The sequence below is a fragment of the Winslowiella arboricola genome (assembly GCF_025527015.1).
Taxonomy (GTDB): Bacteria; Pseudomonadota; Gammaproteobacteria; order Enterobacterales; family Enterobacteriaceae; genus Erwinia; species Erwinia arboricola.
This window is the reverse complement of the sequence record NZ_JAODIM010000043.1, coordinates 1,209,916-1,224,700: the sequence shown is the minus strand read 5'-3', so window position 1 is coordinate 1,224,700 and position 14,785 is coordinate 1,209,916. Positions and strand designations below refer to the sequence as shown.

The window sequence follows — 14,785 nt, the reverse complement described above, 5'->3', positions numbered from 1 at the left end:
ACTCTCGACACAACTTTTGATAATGCAGACCTGCCGCTCATTGATCCGACCGTGCCTCTGCTTCGGGCGTCAACCATTGAGATTTTCGACATGCTGAGCGCGGATGGAGCCACCGGCGCACTCAGTATGGATTTTGCCGGAACGTTTGGAGCGCAGGGTGCCATAGCGACGGCGACAACGCCTCTAAACACCAATATTATCGAACAGGATAATATGACCCTGATTTTCTGCTGGAAAATTGACAGGGTGACCGGTACTCAGCATATGGGGATGGGTAACCTGTCACCCGCAGCTGCGCCGTTTACCGGTTTTCGCCTTGCGACTGCCGCCAACAACACGCCAACCATGATTGTTGCTTCTGGCGTGACATCACCATCCAACTATTCACTGTCATCGGTGGGGTACTCGCAGGCGTGGACGGTGCAGACTATTCAGATATCCAACACGCTGATTAAGCGTATTTCGCATGCTGGCGCCGAAGTGAGCGCAGCGGTAACTACCAGGGCAAAATCCACATTGCCAATTTACCTGAATGGATTGCCAGATGCATTTGACGCTTCATTAAAGACTGGCGCGCCCGGCACGATTGGTATGTTTTGCGCTTATAGCGAAATTTTAGCCACAGCTGACTGCGTGACATTGATGGACGCAATCGCCGCCATTATGGCCGATCGCGGTGTCACAGTCCCTTAATCAATCACAAACCCGCTGTTATCGCCCTGCCTGGGCACTCCCACCAACTAAATTTAACAATGGTAAGGTTGAAATCTTCAGGGCTGATAGCCCGGCGCAAAATGAAAAAAAGCCCACCGGGAGGGGAGGGCTAAGCGAGTAAAGGGAGTTCTAATGAACAAAGCTATGCTGCTTTGTTATGTAAGTGTAGCATTCGGGAGAGATGTTGGTTGTTTTTAGAGGAATCAGTACCGTTAAAAAAAAGCCCGCCGATTGGGGGTGGCGGGCAGAATCAACAAAGAATAAAACAGTCTAGGCAGAACAACGATAGCTAGGATTTAATTATAGCACTGGCATACAAGGAGGGGGGGTAAAATATAAGTTGTGTGATCACGGTCAATAAATAAAAAACCGGAGAAAACCCCGGCTTTATTTTTCAAAAGGTTGTTCAGAAAAAAGATTATCGTGTAGTACTAGTGGTAGTCGTAGTTCCTGTGTTTGAACCATCGCTACCGCCTGCAGTTGCGAGTGCCACTCCAGCAAGTGCAGCAACTGCACCTATACCTACAGCCGAACTGGAACCAACGGCTGTTGTAGATGCGTCGTCGCCTGCCGCTGTACCTTCAGTAACCGGGACCGCAGCAAAGGAAACGTTAGTAAGTGCCATAAGGAAAAGAGGTATGATTAATTTTTTCATAAAATGAGTCCGTCTCTATTTAACGATGGTAGTAATATTTTATACCATAACTCAAATTTTACGCACCAAAAAATTAGCCAGAATTATAATTTAAGAATAGTGCCACATTGAGTTTTTTCTAATTTAAATACAGTCGGTTGGCTTAGCTTTGTGAGGTTTTCTTAATAAATGATTAAACTCATTAGCTAACTACTGCCAATAAGTGATTTTTTCGTAAAATGTGACCCACTTCAAAATATACTAAAGTGCATATTAATTTCTTGATTTCTATTCATAATTTTCTTAGTGTTTGGATAAACCTAACGTTTACCAGCATGGAGTGTTAGTTTTGTCTACAGAGCCACCTATTGATTATGATGAGATGTGTAGAGTAGTAGGAGATATGGTTTTCACTTTGCACGATTTAGGTATTGAGTCAGAGCAGGTTGTGATAGCCGATGCGCTCAAAAGGGCTCTGCAAAAAATGGACATAAAGAAAAACAACAAGTCAGAACATGCGATGGAAGCTGCTGTTAATGCACTGGAAAATTGATTCTCCATGAGTGCCGTCAACTGGCGATCCCGGATGTGAAATTCAGCCCTGAGCTATAGCAAGGTTATCTTGGTGAGGTGATTTAACCCGTGACAATCTTGTTGTGTAGACTTTTAAAACACGGATGAAAAAAAGCCCGCACTGGGAGCGGGCAAAACAAATCACACTCAAATGTCATATCCTCAGGATTTCGAACCGAGCTATGACATACCAAGTATAGTCAATATGTGATTTCCTGCTGAGGTAGTGTGATTGGAGTTACGACAGGCAAAAAAAACCGGCGCTGTAGCCGGGTGATCACTCATGCAAAATCAATTAATCCTAAGCACAATGCTAACTTTACTTTTAAAGTTAGCTTTTCTCATAACCGTGATAATGCTTTGAACAACCCAAATTCTTCCAAACCGCGAGTCGTGAGAAATACTGCAAGGAAAATTCAATTTTGATTTGTTACAGGTTAGCGTAAAAAGTGCGCCATCAGGCATGCCTAGAATAGTATGTAGGTGGACTCGGATGAATTCTTTAAATACCCCTTCAAGCTCGGCCAAAGAGATGGCTGGATTGTTGCGGGGTCGTTAATCCGGTCTACGGAAGCGTGAAAAGTGAAGTGTAGCTCAGCATTATTTTTTCGAGAATGTCGTTGAGTTCACCCTCTAGATCAAGAATGCCTTGCTGCGAAATTGTCATAGAAAATCTGCCGTGATTTTCTCAAGCTCGTCGTTAAGCTCATCATCGCTTTCGGCATGGATAGTTCCGACACAATTGCTATCTAAAAGGCTACCCACACGAACGTCAAATTCATGATTATCGAAAGAATCCACGAAAACATATACTCCTGATCTAGGAGTAGTAAAAGACGCGTAGTTATGGTCGAGCTGCATATTAAATTTCATAATTCTACTCCTTAGCCGTAACTATCGGAGATTACATTTTCTATGTGGGTTGAGATAAGTTATCGGACTACATATGTTGAACTTTAGCTGTAAACCAAAGATGTTGCACGTAATCAGTCCAAAATGATAAATCGTTTAGCTTACAAGATAGCCGAAATGAGATTGTATGCCTCAACGGTAAAGATGTACATACTGTATGTTTGTCGAGTAAAAGAGACGATAACTCATCCTGTTTAATCATCAAAATAAAACAACCATCTCACCCGAACGTCTCTTCCGGCCACTGGCCTAAACCAGCCGCGTCGTAGTCTTTTTTGCCCTGCAAGTAAACACCTCCCTGTGGCTCTATCTCCCGTTCTAACCAGCCCTGATGCTGATTTGTAGTGCTGTTCGAACGCCGCTTACGGAATCCCAAAAGGGCTCATCCTTGAGATTTATCTTCCTCATCACACCTGGCGTTGGTGTTCAGTTTATGTTTTTTCTGACATCACATTAGCGGTAGTCCATATTTTCGTATTATCTCTACGGCTAAAATAGCACCAGCAAGTACTGCTAATGCGGCCAGCACTAATGTGAAATAATTGATAACCCACTCCATTTTTAGAAGGCTGTTCAATCAGGATGATGACCAGAGACGTAAGAGAGGTATCATAACCTGAGCTTATTATTTGTGTTTTATGTGGATTTATTCAGGCTGTATGGATATACAGATTGAGAATGGCCGGGCTACCGGCCTTTACTGCAAGTTGTTTAAGCCTAAACTCTGCGCTGGAGCTGTTCACGCTGATATTTTGCGTAGTCATCTCCGCACTCAGCTGAACAGAAAGCTGTGTTCACGACGACAGGTTCGTCTTTGCACCAGATGCACATGCCATCAGGGCTTTTCAATCTGATTTCTCTCGCGGAAAGAGCAGCGTCCAGTATGGTTTCCTCACGTTCTTGCGCTAAATCTGCAATATCCATAAGTGCCTCTTTGCTTGATCTTCGGTATGTGCCGTCCAAAATTTTAATGTAGCCCTGACAATGTTGGGCCGATTCAGGAAAAATCAACGTTACCACCTTCGGCGCCACTCAGAGATCATTGGTCAGCGAAGTGTCAGCCTCTTCAAGCATCTTTTCCAGTACAGCCTTTAGCTTCTTGAGGGCGAAGGGAGCATCATGGAGGGCGTGGTGGTGATCGGTGTAGTGACGGCGGTAATCACACGGTTGCATGAGCCGGACAGGCCGACGATTTAACTGCCATGAAATTGCTTGTGTATCACTGAGTGTATCACTTTCAATAAAAAGGCATTGAGAATTAACAAACAATACCTTTAAATTCATTAAGATATAAATATCATGCTAGAAAGCGGTGGTGTCTTTAAACAGACCCACTTTCAGATCGGTGGCGTTATAAATAACATGGCCATCAACCAGCACTTCGCCATCAGCGACGCCCATCACCAGTTTACGGTTAATCACGCGCTTAAAGTGGATACGATAGGTCACTTTCTTCGCGGTTGGCAGGACCTGGCCAGTGAATTTCACTTCACCCACGCCCAGCGCGCGGCCTTTACCTTCCGCACCCAGCCAGCCCAGATAGAAGCCTACCAGCTGCCACATGGCATCAAGACCTAAGCAGCCTGGCATTACCGGATCGTTGATAAAGTGACAGCCAAAGAACCACAGGTCCGGATTGATATCCAGCTCGGCTTCAACGAAACCTTTACCATAGTTACCGCCGTCTTCCGTCATTTTAACGACACGGTCCATCATCAACATATTACCGGCTGGCAATGGTGGGCCACCAGCGCCAAACAGTTCACCGCGACCAGAAGCAATCAGGTCTTCTTTTGTATAGGATTCGCGTTTATCTACCATGTTTTAATTAAGCCTTATTTTAGTGAATCACGAAGGTTAGCTAACAGGTGTAAGCTGAACAACTCCGATCAGCTGTGGTTAAACCAGTTAAGCCAACGCAGCGGCCATGGACGCTGGCGTGCGTCCTGCAGATGAATTTGTGCAATACGTTCCTGAATAGATCGTAGCAGACAGGGAGCATGCTCTTTGTCCCATTCTACGCCAGTCAGCAGTGGCAATGCTTCGTCCGCGCTACTGACCGCCCAGATATGGAACTGGCCATCGCGCACCGCATCGACCACATCCTGTTGTAAACAGAGGTGGCGCACATTACTGGCGGGAATAATCACGCCTTGTTTTCCGCTCAGACTACGCTGGCGGCAAATTTCAAAAAAGCCTTCCACTTTCTCGTTCAGTCCGCCAACTGGCTGCACATTACCAAATTGATCGACCGAGCCGGTAACGGCAATTTGCTGGTTAATCGGCTGGCTGGCCAGCGCGCTGACTAACGCACACAGTTCCGCCAGCGAGGCGCTGTCGCCGTCAACTTCCGAATAGGATTGCTCAAACACCAGCGAAGCGGAGAAGGGCAGTTGCTGATCAAGCTGCAGTTCGGCAATCAGATAGGCCTGCATAATCATCATGCCTTTAGCATGGATGTTGCCGCCTAACTCGGCTTTACGCTCGACATCAGTAAACTCTCCATCGCCGGGTTGTACAACGCAACTGATACGGGAAGGTTCGCCAAAGGCGCGCGGATGGCCAGGAAACTCAATCACTGACAGCGCGTTAATCTGGCCGATGGCTTCGCCTTCGGTTTCGATCAGGATCTGATCAAGCAGGATCTCATCACGTACGCGTTCCGCCAGATAACCCTCACGCCATTCGCGCGCTTCCAGCGCAGCACTCAGGCTTTCGCCACTGATCAGCGGTTGTTCAGTATAAAGCGCCGCTTCACGCAGCTGGCGGACCAGCCATGCCGGACAGAGCGGCAGGGTTTCCTGATCGCCGGTATAGCGTACGCTTTCACGCATCAGTACTGGCCAGAAATCGGCGGCAATCGCCGGTAGCATCTGGCTTTTGGCCAGCTGAGTGGTCCACTGGCACCACAGGCTGACATCATCCTGATCGGCAATTTGCAGGTTTTCTTCAAATTCGCTATAGATGCACAACGAGGCCAGTTCTGGCTCCATCTCCTGGAAATCAGCCAGCGCATCGCGCTCACCGCTGAGTACCAGGCGGAACTGCATCGGCATCGCTGGAATTGAAATCGGCAGCGGACGGGTTTCATCCGGCGATAACCAGTCGAAGCGCTGACGCGTAATCACCTGTTTGAGTCGCAACCACATTAATGGCTGAGCCAGCAGGCTGCGCAGCGACAGCACCAGCGTGCCGCCATTGATACGATGCAGCAGACCAGGTTCCAGCTGAATGTTGTTCTGATGCACGCGTACGCATCCAAATAGCTGCTCTGGCTCAATCCAGTCGGCGAAACGAATTTCACCGCGGCTGGCAAACAGTTCATCCGCGCTGCTGGCGGGCTGCCAGCTGACCGTCTGGCCGCTGATAACATAGTGCCCACCGAACACTGTTTCGCTTTCCGTGCTGACGCTCTGAGCCGCGCGGGTCAGTAACGGCAGGTATTCAGGGTTTTCCGCACATTTCACCAGCAGCAAAGGGAAGGCTACTGAAGACTGCTGCAGTAAACCTAACGCGTTGATTAAACGAGGTTGTACCGCAGTCAGACTGTCAGTATCGTCATCAAATGCCTGGGAGAAAAGGGGCTGCAGGCTGTCTGTGTCGGGCTGTAGGGCGCGCCATTCAAGTCGGTTATTGGTCAAAGTTATCGAATTTATCTGAATTAAGGAAAAGCGCGATTATACAAGATTTCAGCCGGTTAAGCACCGTAGAGATGCATTTTGCCCCTGTGCTGCATCCCATGTTGTTTAATCATCTGGTTTTCTCTGCCGCAAGCCAGAAAAAAGCTGTTATTCTTAGCTTGTTACGTGGTCACGATGAGATCCCGATGAAATATCAGCAACTCGAAAACCTTGAAAGCGGATGGAAATGGACCTACCTGGTAAAGAAACACCGGGAAGGGGAGTTGATCACGCGCTATATCGAATTCAGCGCGGCGCAGGAAGCGGTGGACGCGTTACTGGCGATGGAGAACCGCCCGGTAGAAGTACTGAAGTGGATTGATGATCATATCAATCCGGCGCTGGAGAATCGTATGAAACAGACGATTCGTGCCCGTCGCAAACGCCACTTTAATGCCGAGCATCAACATACCCGTAAGAAATCGATCGATCTGGAGTATCTGGTCTGGCAGCGTCTGGCCGGTCTGGCGCAACGTCGTCATTGCACATTGTCAGAAACCATTGTGCAGCTGATTGAAGATGCTGAGCGTAAAGAGAAATACGCCAGCCAGATGTCATCACTGAAGCAGGGCTTGCAGGATATTCTTGGTAAACCTGAGAAACCCGAAGAGTAAGTCGATATTTGCCCGTCTTCACTGATTTCGGGCAATAAAAAACCCCGCCTTGGCGGGGTTTTTTTACGCTGGTAACTTAAGCCTGTGGCTGAGTTACAACGTCTTTGATGCCTTTAACTTCGATTTCTACGCGACGGTCTGGCGCCAGGCAGTCGATCAGGGCATTACGGCCTTTCACGCTGTCACAGGTGTTGCCAGTAACTGGGTTAGATTCACCCTGGCCACGTGCAGAAATCTTGTCAGCTGGGATACCTTTAGAGACCAGGTAATCAACAACGGACTGAGCGCGCTGCTCGGACAGTTTCTGGTTGTACTGGTCAGAACCGATACGGTCGGTGTAACCCAGAACCACTACAGAACCATCTTTAGGATCCATTGAGCTCAGCTGAGTGTAAAGCTGATCCAGTGCCTGCTGACCTTCTGGCTTCAGAGAAGACTTGTTGAAGGTGAACAGAACATCAGACTTCAGAGTGAAACGCTTGGTTTCAACTACCGGAGCTGGTGCCGGAGCTGGAGCTGGTGCTGGAGCAGCAGCGTCGTCCTGACCGAAACGGTAAGAAACGCCAACGCTCAGCATTGAGTTGTCTGGACGTGCGCCAACGGTAGATGCATCACCGATGTTGTTAACCCACTGGTAGTCCAGGCGGGTAGCCCAGTTTTTGGTCAGTGCGTATTCAACACCAACTGCTGCCAGCGGAGAAACGCCGGTGTCGTGATCGCTGATGCGACCAGTGGTTGGGTTGGTCTGAGTAGAGTCAGCACGCCATACCATACCACCCAGACGGGTATATACGTCCAGGTCGTCTGCTACTGGGTAGCTTAATTTAGCTGCCAGCTGAACGCCCTGAGCTTTGAAAGCACCGTTAGTGGTGTTGCCTTTGTTAGGCATACGGCCAAGCCAGTCGTAACCCAGCTCGAAGCCCAGATAAGGGTTCGCCTGATAACCCAGGAAGGCACCCGCACCCAGCTGACTTTCGTGAGATGGGCCGTCATTATCTTGGTAACCGTTACCGTAGTAACCTTTGTCATGGTACTGAGACCAGCCCAGTTTAGCACCGGTGTACCAGGTGTCATCTTTCGGTGCGGCCTGCGCTACGGTAGCGAAGCCAGCCAGTGCCACTGCAATTGCGATAGCTGTCTTTTTCATTTTTGCGCCTCGTTATCATCCAAATAGGCAATGAGCTTTAAATTAAGCCCTTGGTTAAATCCTTCGCCGGGTTATCAAGCTCGATTATTACTCTACCGAAAAACGGAGGTTATTGAGCACCCTGGCGAGATAAAGTCTACAACGTACCAGCAAACTTACAAGTAGGATGTGATGTCGTGCAGCAAAAAAACAGCGTTTCCTACACAATTTTTAACATTTGAAGGGGGAATCTGTGCAAGAAAATGCTGTCCGAGCTGCGGCTAAACCATTGTCCAGCCGCGCCAGAGTAGAATCAGTGTGTTATCTGAGTATGAGACGAAGAAAATCCTGAGAAAAATCTCATTTTTACTTAATGATACAAAGTTGAATGAATTTTTAACCCACTTTCTGGTCTCGCGGAAGCAGAAACGCGATATTGCGGTCGCATAATCAGACCTAAAGCCTGGCCCATTGCCGCAGCTTCATCCAGGCGACGACGGTCATCACGATCGATCTCTTCCGGCAGCCAGCCTAAAACCACACTGTAATTTCCCGTCTGTAATGCTTTGATCATGGCATCAACGGTGCTGATCTCTGCGGACTGAGGAATCTGCATCACCTTATCCAGGGGCAAACCCGATTGTTGCAGCCAGTGGCGGCTTAATTTCTGCGGAGGGGTTAACCAGAGCTGCCAGCGAGACTGCGTTCCCAGCTGCTGAAGCAGGGGCAACAAGAGCATTTGGGTCATGCCTGGTTGATCTTCACTGTATGTCAGCTCACTAATCCAGCCGCCAGAAGCAGTGGTTGACGCAGCGGCGTGCCGGGAAGGGCGAACCACAGCATGAGCAGATTGAGTTTTCAGTAAATGAGTACGCATAAGTTGTTCGCTCGCAGTGTTACTGTATGGATATACAGTAACTGCGTTGCGGATAAAGATCAACCTCAATTTCTGAAAACATCTCGCAGATTAAAATGAAATCCAGCTGCAAAAGCATTTATTGATTGAACCGGTTACTCGAATTGAATATTTTCTAATGTCATGTAAAAACACGCTTTTTTTGCATCTGAAAATCATGCTGAAGGAGAATTGCATGAATAATTCTAAACAACGGATCGCGCAGTCAAAACATTATCTTGCCCCCTTAGGTGAAATTGATGCGCGCACGCAGTTTGGTGGTTATAGCCTGGCGGTGGAGAAAATTGTCTTTGCGGTAGTAGCGGAAGGAGAACTTTATCTTCGCGCCTGCGAACAGATACAACCCTATATTGGTGCCGGGCGTATGCCGCGGCTGATCTTTCACAAACGTGGAATGCCGGTATCACTGAACTATTTTCGTGTCGATGAGGCCTTGTGGGCACAGCCGGAAACCCTGCTGGCGTTATCGCGTTCGGCGCTGAAGCGTGCGCGGCAGCAATTACAGGAGAAGGTCGACAATTTGCGGGTCAAAGATTTGCCGAATATGGGATTGCGGCTGGAAATGATGCTGCGCGCGGTGGGGATTTGCACCGTGCAGTCGTTGCGTGCGGAAGGATCAAAACAGTGCTGGCTGAAACTTAAGGCGGCGCATAAAAATTTGGGTATTAATACGCTGTTTGCGCTGGAAGGAGCGATCACCGGACGGCATCAGGCGGCGTTGCCTGATGCCGTGCAGCAAGAGTTACGTGACTGGTTTAATCACAATGTTGATTTGCGCCCGGAGTAGTATTTGCTGACTCAGAGTGACAGGGATATCTGCTTTTTAAGCGCAGCGAGTTCCGGCAAAAGAGCCACCAGTAGTCCCACTTGCTGTAGTACCAGTGGCTCTTTTGTTTCCGCTGCCGGTTCAATGGCGGCCATGCGCGCGGTGAGATTGTCCAGCATCTGCCTGGCTTGCTGTTCGCTGACGCTCTCGACCTGCAACACATCGTCGGCATAGCACACGGCATCATCCAGCAACTGCAGCATCTCAGGGCTGGTCAGCTTCTCCCGGTGCGCACCCAGCGCCGAGATATAGCTGAGAAAAGAGTGATTGAGGTACAGCAGACGAAATGCTGACTCCAGTAATGCCGGGTTGCGGCGCGCTTCTGTTGCCATATTGGAGACTACCGAAGCCAGCTCTGCGTCACTGTTATGGGCGTCACGACGCGCAATACGGTAATCCAGCCGGTTATCCTTGCCCTGATGATACTGAACCAGAATGGCATCCAGATAACGGCAGCTGGCATTTAAGGTGCGTTCGGTCACTGCAGGCAGGCGGCGGAACTTCCAGTCTGGCCAGATATAGCTCACCGCCAGCCAGGCGATGCCACAGCCCAGCAGGGTGTCGATAATTCGCGGCACCGCCACTTCAAACCCTTCACCCAGCAGATTAAAGCACAACAGCACCAGCAGAGTAATAAACAGGGTGGCATGTGCGTAGCGCACATTGCGAAAGGCAAAAAACAGCACTCCGGTGAGCACGATCAGAATCAGCTGTCCATCGGTTGAAGGCACCAGCCACAACACCGGCAGCCCTGTTGCAACGCCGGCAAGGGTCCCCAAAATTCGCAGCGCCAGACGCCGCCGCGTCGCATTGTAGTTGGGCTGGCAGACAAACAAACTGGTCAGCAGAATCCAGTAACCGTGTTGCAGGCCGGTGATCTTGATAAAAGCGTAACCGACACACAGCACCAGCGACATGCGAACCGCATGGCGGAACAGGGGAGATTCCGGCGTCAGATGACGGCTGATACGCAAGCGGATATCGCTCCAGCCGGTCAGCCCTTCACTGGAGAGGCTGTTATCGTGACTGGCATGCGCTTGCGCAATTGCCTGCTCAGATTCAATCGTCGCCAGCTGCGCATCAATGGCTTTTAAATTGCTCAGCAAATAGTGCAGCGCCTTAATCTTGTCTGATTGCGGCTGAGCGTTTTGCAGGCGCGTAAGGGCCGCCTGCAGATGAACGAAGGCGCTTTCGAAGCGGGTATTATGCTGCCAGGTTTCACGCATCAGAATCGAGCTGGCCAGCTGCTGACAGGCTTTAGCCTGCATATTCAGCAGTCGCTGAAAGCGGAACAGGATCTCGCTATAGCGATACTCTTTCCTCAGCTGATGATACTGCACGTGAGATGAGCTGGCACGCTCGTGAATATCTTGCGCCACAAAGTAATAGTGCAGGGTACGACGAGTGCTGCGCTGGCCTCGGTCGCCGCGTAAGCGCGTCTGAATCGATGTTTTTGTCTGGTTCAGCACCGCCACCAGCTGGCTGTTGGCCATCGCCACATCGATTAACGGGCTGTCATCATTCTCTTCGATATCGGGATCAAACAGACTGGCTTTCGCTTCCAGATAGCTGGCCAGCTGATCAAAACTGCGCGCCAGATTCTCCTGCAATGGCCGCACCGGAAACAGCAAATGACCGCAGAGGGTGAGAACGTTGTACCAAATCGCCCCCGTCAGCAGCAGCAGCGGTTGCAGATACCATTGCGGAAACAGTCCAATTCCCAGCATGGTGTAAATAGCGATCAGCAGCGCACCAAAGGCGATGGTGGCATAGCGCTGACCCAGCGCGCCAAGCAGAATAAAGCCACAGGTTGAGATCGCCAGCCCGACAATAAACAGCCACGGATAAGGAAACAGCAGTTCTATAGAGACCGAAGCGATACAGAAACACACCAGGGTAATCAGCAGATTAAGCAGGCGGCCGCTCAGGCGGTCATCAAGATCGGCCAGCGCGGCGGCAACTACGCCAAGTGTCAGCGGGATGGTCCAGATAATCTGCTGCAACCACCATGGAACCGCCGCCGCACCGGCCAGCGCCAGCAGAATGCGCAGGTTATACAACCAGGCGCTGTTAAACGCATAGCGACGCAGGCCAGGCTTAATGGCAAACATAGTCAGGTATCCGCAGCTTAGTTAAAACGGCTGCGCGCATTGGCTTCGCGCGCGGCCTGCGCCACTTCAACCGATACTACACGACGACCTACCGGCCACAGCGCAATGGCGGCAATTTTAAAATTAGCGATGCCGACCGGAATACCGATGAGAGTCAGGCACTGGGCTATGCCGACCATAATATGGGAAATACAGAGCCACCAGCCGAAGAAGATAAACCACAAAATATTCAGCAGACTGCCGGCAGAGTTTAACAGCGCGTTTTTGCTGCCAGGATTCAGTTCATCCACATGCACCGCTTCATTGCCATAGGGCAGCAGTGACAGTTTGGTAATTTCCCAGCATGAACGGGTCAATGGCAGAGTAAAAATCAATATAATGCTTACCAGCGTCGCCAGCAGCCAGGCCAGCGTAGTAAAGAAACCACCTAGTACAAAATTAAGAATATTGAGGACGGTACGCATAGAAGTTGTTCCCTAAAGCAGTGCGCTGCATCAGCAATCAGACAATTCGTTGATTGTAACGTGTTTTAACGGTGGAGCGGTACACTCCTGCCAGTTAAACTGAATAAAACCGCGACATGGCCAATCTTCATGGAACTTAAATCAACGTCGCTGGGTAAACACCTGGCGCAACATCCTTACAACCGGGTGCGGCTGCTGACGGCCGGCGTCGAAGTCAGCGGTGAAAAGCATGAGTATCTTATCCCTTTCAATCAGTTGCTGGCTATTCACTGCAAGCGCGGGATGGTATGGGGTGAGCTGGAGTTTAGCCTGCCTGATGACAAAGTGGTGCGCCTGCATGGCACCGAATGGCAGGAGACCCAGCGTTTTTACCACTATCTGACCAAAGCCTGGCAGAGCTGGAGCGCCGAAATGAGTGAGGTCAGCGCTCAGGTGTTGCAGGAGGTCGTGGACAGACTGCAAGATTTTGCGCAGCAGGATCGCTGGCTGAAGCGCAGCGAGTTAAGCGAACTGGGCGGCACCATCAATAAAGCCTTCGATGCGCTGCCGTTGCCGGTCGAACGGCTGAATGAATTTGATAACTGTCGCGCGCTGTATCAGTTCTGCCTGCAATGGCTGCAGAGCGGCGAGAAACAGCTGGCACAGCGTAATAGCGAGTGGACCAGCCGCATGCTTACGCAGTATGCCGACTTCTTTGACAGCGTAGAAACCTCACCGCTTAACGCTTCGCAGGCACGGGCGGTGGTGAATGGCGAGGACGCCCTGCTGGTACTGGCGGGCGCGGGCAGCGGTAAAACGTCGGTGCTGGTGGCGCGCGCGGGCTGGTTACTGATGCGCAAACAGGCCACGCCATCGCAAATTCTGTTGCTGGCTTTTGGGCGGCAGGCTGCAGAAGAGATGAACGATCGTATTAAGACGCGTCTGCAGAGTGATGGCATTCAGGCGCGCACCTTCCATTCGCTGGCACTGCATATTATTCAGCAGGGCAGCAATAAATCACCGGCCATCAGCAAACTGGAGACCGACAGCAGCCATCGCCAGAAACTGCTGGTCGCCAGCTGGCGTCAGCAGTGCAGCGAGAAAAAAGCGCACGCCAATGGCTGGCGGCAGTGGCTGAATGATGAGCTGGAGTGGGAAGTCGAAGAGGGCGACTTCTGGAAAAACGATCGGCTGGCAAAACGCCTGGCCAGCCGGCTTGAACGCTGGCTGGGCTTAATGCGCATGCATGGCGGCGCGCAGGCGGCAATGATCGAGTCGGCGCCGGAAGAGGTGCGGGAGCTGTTTGCTAAGCGCGTTAAACTGATGGCGCCGATCCTGAAAGCCTGGAAGAGTGCGCTAAAGGAAGAGGGTGCGGTAGATTTCTCCGGGCTGATTCATCAGGCGGTGAATATTCTCGATAAAGGCCGCTTTATCAGCCCGTGGAAACATATCCTGGTTGATGAGTTTCAGGATATCTCACCGCAACGCGCTGCTCTGCTGGCGGCGCTGCGCAAGCAGAATAAACAGACCACGCTATTCGCCGTCGGCGATGACTGGCAGGCAATTTACCGCTTTAGCGGTGCGGAGATGGCGCTGACCACCGCGTTTCATCATCACTTTGGTGAAGGTGATCGCTGCGTGCTGGACACGACATACCGCTTTAACGATCGCATTGGTGAAATCGCCAATAAGTTTGTGCAGGAGAACCCGCACCAACTGGCAAAGCCACTTAACAGCCTGACGAAAGGTAATAAAAAAGCGATTTCGTTATTGCCGGAAGATCAGCTGGAGGCGCTGCTGAATAAAATCAGTGGCTACGCGAAACCTGAAGAGCGGGTGCTGTTGCTGGCTCGCTATCACCATCTGCGCCCGGAGATATTGGAGAAAGCCAAAACCCGCTGGCCGAAGCTGAAAATTGACTTTATGACCATTCATGCCAGTAAGGGCCAGCAGGCGGATTTTGTTATTCTGCTGGGGCTGCAACAGGGGAAAGATGGCTTCCCGGCCGCCGCACGCGAATCGGTGATGGAGCAGGGACTGTTGCCACAGCCGGAGGATTTTCCTGACGCTGAGGAGCGTCGGCTGGCTTATGTGGCGATCACCCGCGCGAAACAGCAGGTATGGATGCTGCATGACCGGGAACAGCCGTCGGTGTTTGTCGGAGAGTTTAAGCGTCTGGGTGTACCCACATTACGTAAACCCTGAACTATCAGGCCAGCTTAGCGCTGGCCTTGAG

General features: G+C 50.6%; 15 protein-coding genes. 5 read left to right on the top strand and 10 right to left on the bottom strand.

What is annotated here, in order from left to right; all coding sequences use genetic code 11:
• Positions 1-51: 51 nt before the first annotated feature.
• Entirely contained in the window at positions 52-693 is a 642-nt protein-coding gene (locus N5923_RS23215; protein ID WP_267145272.1) for a hypothetical protein, read from the top strand.
• 439 nt (positions 694-1,132) lie between these two features.
• On the opposite strand, the gene yjbE is transcribed toward N5923_RS23215, so the two are convergent.
• Positions 1,133-1,369: an exopolysaccharide production protein YjbE gene (gene yjbE / locus N5923_RS23210; RefSeq protein WP_267144390.1), complete on the bottom strand. Its 237-nt coding sequence runs from the start codon at positions 1,367-1,369 to the stop codon at positions 1,133-1,135.
• Between the two features lie 328 nt (positions 1,370-1,697).
• On the opposite strand from yjbE, the gene N5923_RS23205 reads away from it, so the two are divergent.
• Positions 1,698-1,901, top strand: coding sequence for a DUF2767 family protein (locus tag N5923_RS23205; protein ID WP_267144391.1), 204 nt, complete (start codon positions 1,698-1,700; stop codon positions 1,899-1,901).
• 683 nt (positions 1,902-2,584) lie between these two features.
• Here N5923_RS23205 and N5923_RS23200 read toward each other — a convergent pair.
• The 5 genes from N5923_RS23200 to N5923_RS23180 all read right to left on the bottom strand — a co-directional run bounded on the left by N5923_RS23200 (position 2,585) and on the right by N5923_RS23180 (position 6,474).
• Complete coding sequence (locus N5923_RS23200; protein WP_267144392.1) at positions 2,585-2,794, bottom strand: hypothetical protein; 210 nt, start codon at positions 2,792-2,794, stop codon at positions 2,585-2,587.
• A gap of 756 nt (positions 2,795-3,550) precedes the next feature.
• Positions 3,551-3,757: a hypothetical protein gene (locus N5923_RS23195; RefSeq protein WP_267144393.1), complete on the bottom strand. Its 207-nt coding sequence runs from the start codon at positions 3,755-3,757 to the stop codon at positions 3,551-3,553.
• A 108-nt stretch (positions 3,758-3,865) separates the two neighbouring features.
• Positions 3,866-4,117, bottom strand: a complete 252-nt coding sequence (locus tag N5923_RS23190; RefSeq protein ID WP_267144394.1) for a hypothetical protein — start codon at positions 4,115-4,117, stop codon at positions 3,866-3,868.
• 18 nt (positions 4,118-4,135) lie between these two features.
• Positions 4,136-4,654 (bottom strand): bifunctional 3-hydroxydecanoyl-ACP dehydratase/trans-2-decenoyl-ACP isomerase, encoded by a 519-nt coding sequence (gene fabA, locus N5923_RS23185; protein ID WP_017802498.1) that lies wholly within the window; start codon positions 4,652-4,654, stop codon positions 4,136-4,138.
• 68 nt (positions 4,655-4,722) lie between these two features.
• Entirely contained in the window at positions 4,723-6,474 is a 1,752-nt protein-coding gene (locus N5923_RS23180; RefSeq protein ID WP_267144395.1) for a Lon protease family protein, read from the bottom strand.
• A gap of 185 nt (positions 6,475-6,659) precedes the next feature.
• Here N5923_RS23180 and matP point away from each other — a divergent pair, with 185 nt between their 5' ends.
• Positions 6,660-7,127: a macrodomain Ter protein MatP gene (gene matP / locus N5923_RS23175; RefSeq protein WP_267144663.1), complete on the top strand. Its 468-nt coding sequence runs from the start codon at positions 6,660-6,662 to the stop codon at positions 7,125-7,127.
• Positions 7,128-7,203: 76 nt separating this feature from the next.
• On the opposite strand, the gene ompA is transcribed toward matP, so the two are convergent.
• Positions 7,204-8,274 (bottom strand): porin OmpA, encoded by a 1,071-nt coding sequence (gene ompA, locus N5923_RS23170; RefSeq protein ID WP_267144396.1) that lies wholly within the window; start codon positions 8,272-8,274, stop codon positions 7,204-7,206.
• 349 nt (positions 8,275-8,623) lie between these two features.
• A complete protein-coding gene (gene sulA, locus N5923_RS23165) occupies positions 8,624-9,130 on the bottom strand; it encodes an SOS-induced cell division inhibitor SulA (protein ID WP_267144664.1) in 507 nt (168 codons plus the stop codon).
• A gap of 214 nt (positions 9,131-9,344) precedes the next feature.
• Here sulA and N5923_RS23160 point away from each other — a divergent pair, with 214 nt between their 5' ends.
• A complete protein-coding gene (locus tag N5923_RS23160) occupies positions 9,345-9,956 on the top strand; it encodes a TfoX/Sxy family DNA transformation protein (protein ID WP_267144397.1) in 612 nt (203 codons plus the stop codon).
• 11 nt (positions 9,957-9,967) lie between these two features.
• Here N5923_RS23160 and yccS read toward each other — a convergent pair whose 3' ends face one another.
• Entirely contained in the window at positions 9,968-12,106 is a 2,139-nt protein-coding gene (gene yccS, locus N5923_RS23155; protein WP_267144398.1) for a YccS family putative transporter, read from the bottom strand.
• A gap of 17 nt (positions 12,107-12,123) precedes the next feature.
• The gene (locus N5923_RS23150; RefSeq protein ID WP_267144399.1) at positions 12,124-12,570 is read right to left on the bottom strand and encodes a YccF domain-containing protein; all 447 of its coding nucleotides are present in this window, start codon (positions 12,568-12,570) and stop codon (positions 12,124-12,126) included.
• Positions 12,571-12,699: 129 nt separating this feature from the next.
• On the opposite strand from N5923_RS23150, the gene helD reads away from it, so the two are divergent.
• Entirely contained in the window at positions 12,700-14,754 is a 2,055-nt protein-coding gene (gene helD, locus N5923_RS23145) for a DNA helicase IV (RefSeq protein ID WP_267144400.1), read from the top strand.
• Positions 14,755-14,785 lie beyond the last annotated feature (31 nt).

What these genes read in the sequence shown, in the direction of transcription:
- yjbE (WP_267144390.1), bottom strand. Translation starts at nt 1,369, where the DNA reads ATGAAAAAATTAATCATACCTCTTTTCCTTATGGCACTTACTAACGTT.
- N5923_RS23200 (WP_267144392.1), bottom strand. Translation starts at nt 2,794, where the DNA reads ATGAAATTTAATATGCAGCTCGACCATAACTACGCGTCTTTTACTACT.
- N5923_RS23195 (WP_267144393.1), bottom strand. Translation starts at nt 3,757, where the DNA reads ATGGATATTGCAGATTTAGCGCAAGAACGTGAGGAAACCATACTGGAC.
- N5923_RS23190 (WP_267144394.1), bottom strand. Translation starts at nt 4,117, where the DNA reads ATGAATTTAAAGGTATTGTTTGTTAATTCTCAATGCCTTTTTATTGAA.
- fabA (WP_017802498.1), bottom strand. Translation starts at nt 4,654, where the DNA reads ATGGTAGATAAACGCGAATCCTATACAAAAGAAGACCTGATTGCTTCT.
- matP (WP_267144663.1), top strand. Translation starts at nt 6,660, where the DNA reads ATGAAATATCAGCAACTCGAAAACCTTGAAAGCGGATGGAAATGGACC.
- ompA (WP_267144396.1), bottom strand. Translation starts at nt 8,274, where the DNA reads ATGAAAAAGACAGCTATCGCAATTGCAGTGGCACTGGCTGGCTTCGCT.
- sulA (WP_267144664.1), bottom strand. Translation starts at nt 9,130, where the DNA reads ATGCGTACTCATTTACTGAAAACTCAATCTGCTCATGCTGTGGTTCGC.
- N5923_RS23160 (WP_267144397.1), top strand. Translation starts at nt 9,345, where the DNA reads ATGAATAATTCTAAACAACGGATCGCGCAGTCAAAACATTATCTTGCC.
- yccS (WP_267144398.1), bottom strand. Translation starts at nt 12,106, where the DNA reads ATGTTTGCCATTAAGCCTGGCCTGCGTCGCTATGCGTTTAACAGCGCC.
- N5923_RS23150 (WP_267144399.1), bottom strand. Translation starts at nt 12,570, where the DNA reads ATGCGTACCGTCCTCAATATTCTTAATTTTGTACTAGGTGGTTTCTTT.
- helD (WP_267144400.1), top strand. Translation starts at nt 12,700, where the DNA reads ATGGAACTTAAATCAACGTCGCTGGGTAAACACCTGGCGCAACATCCT.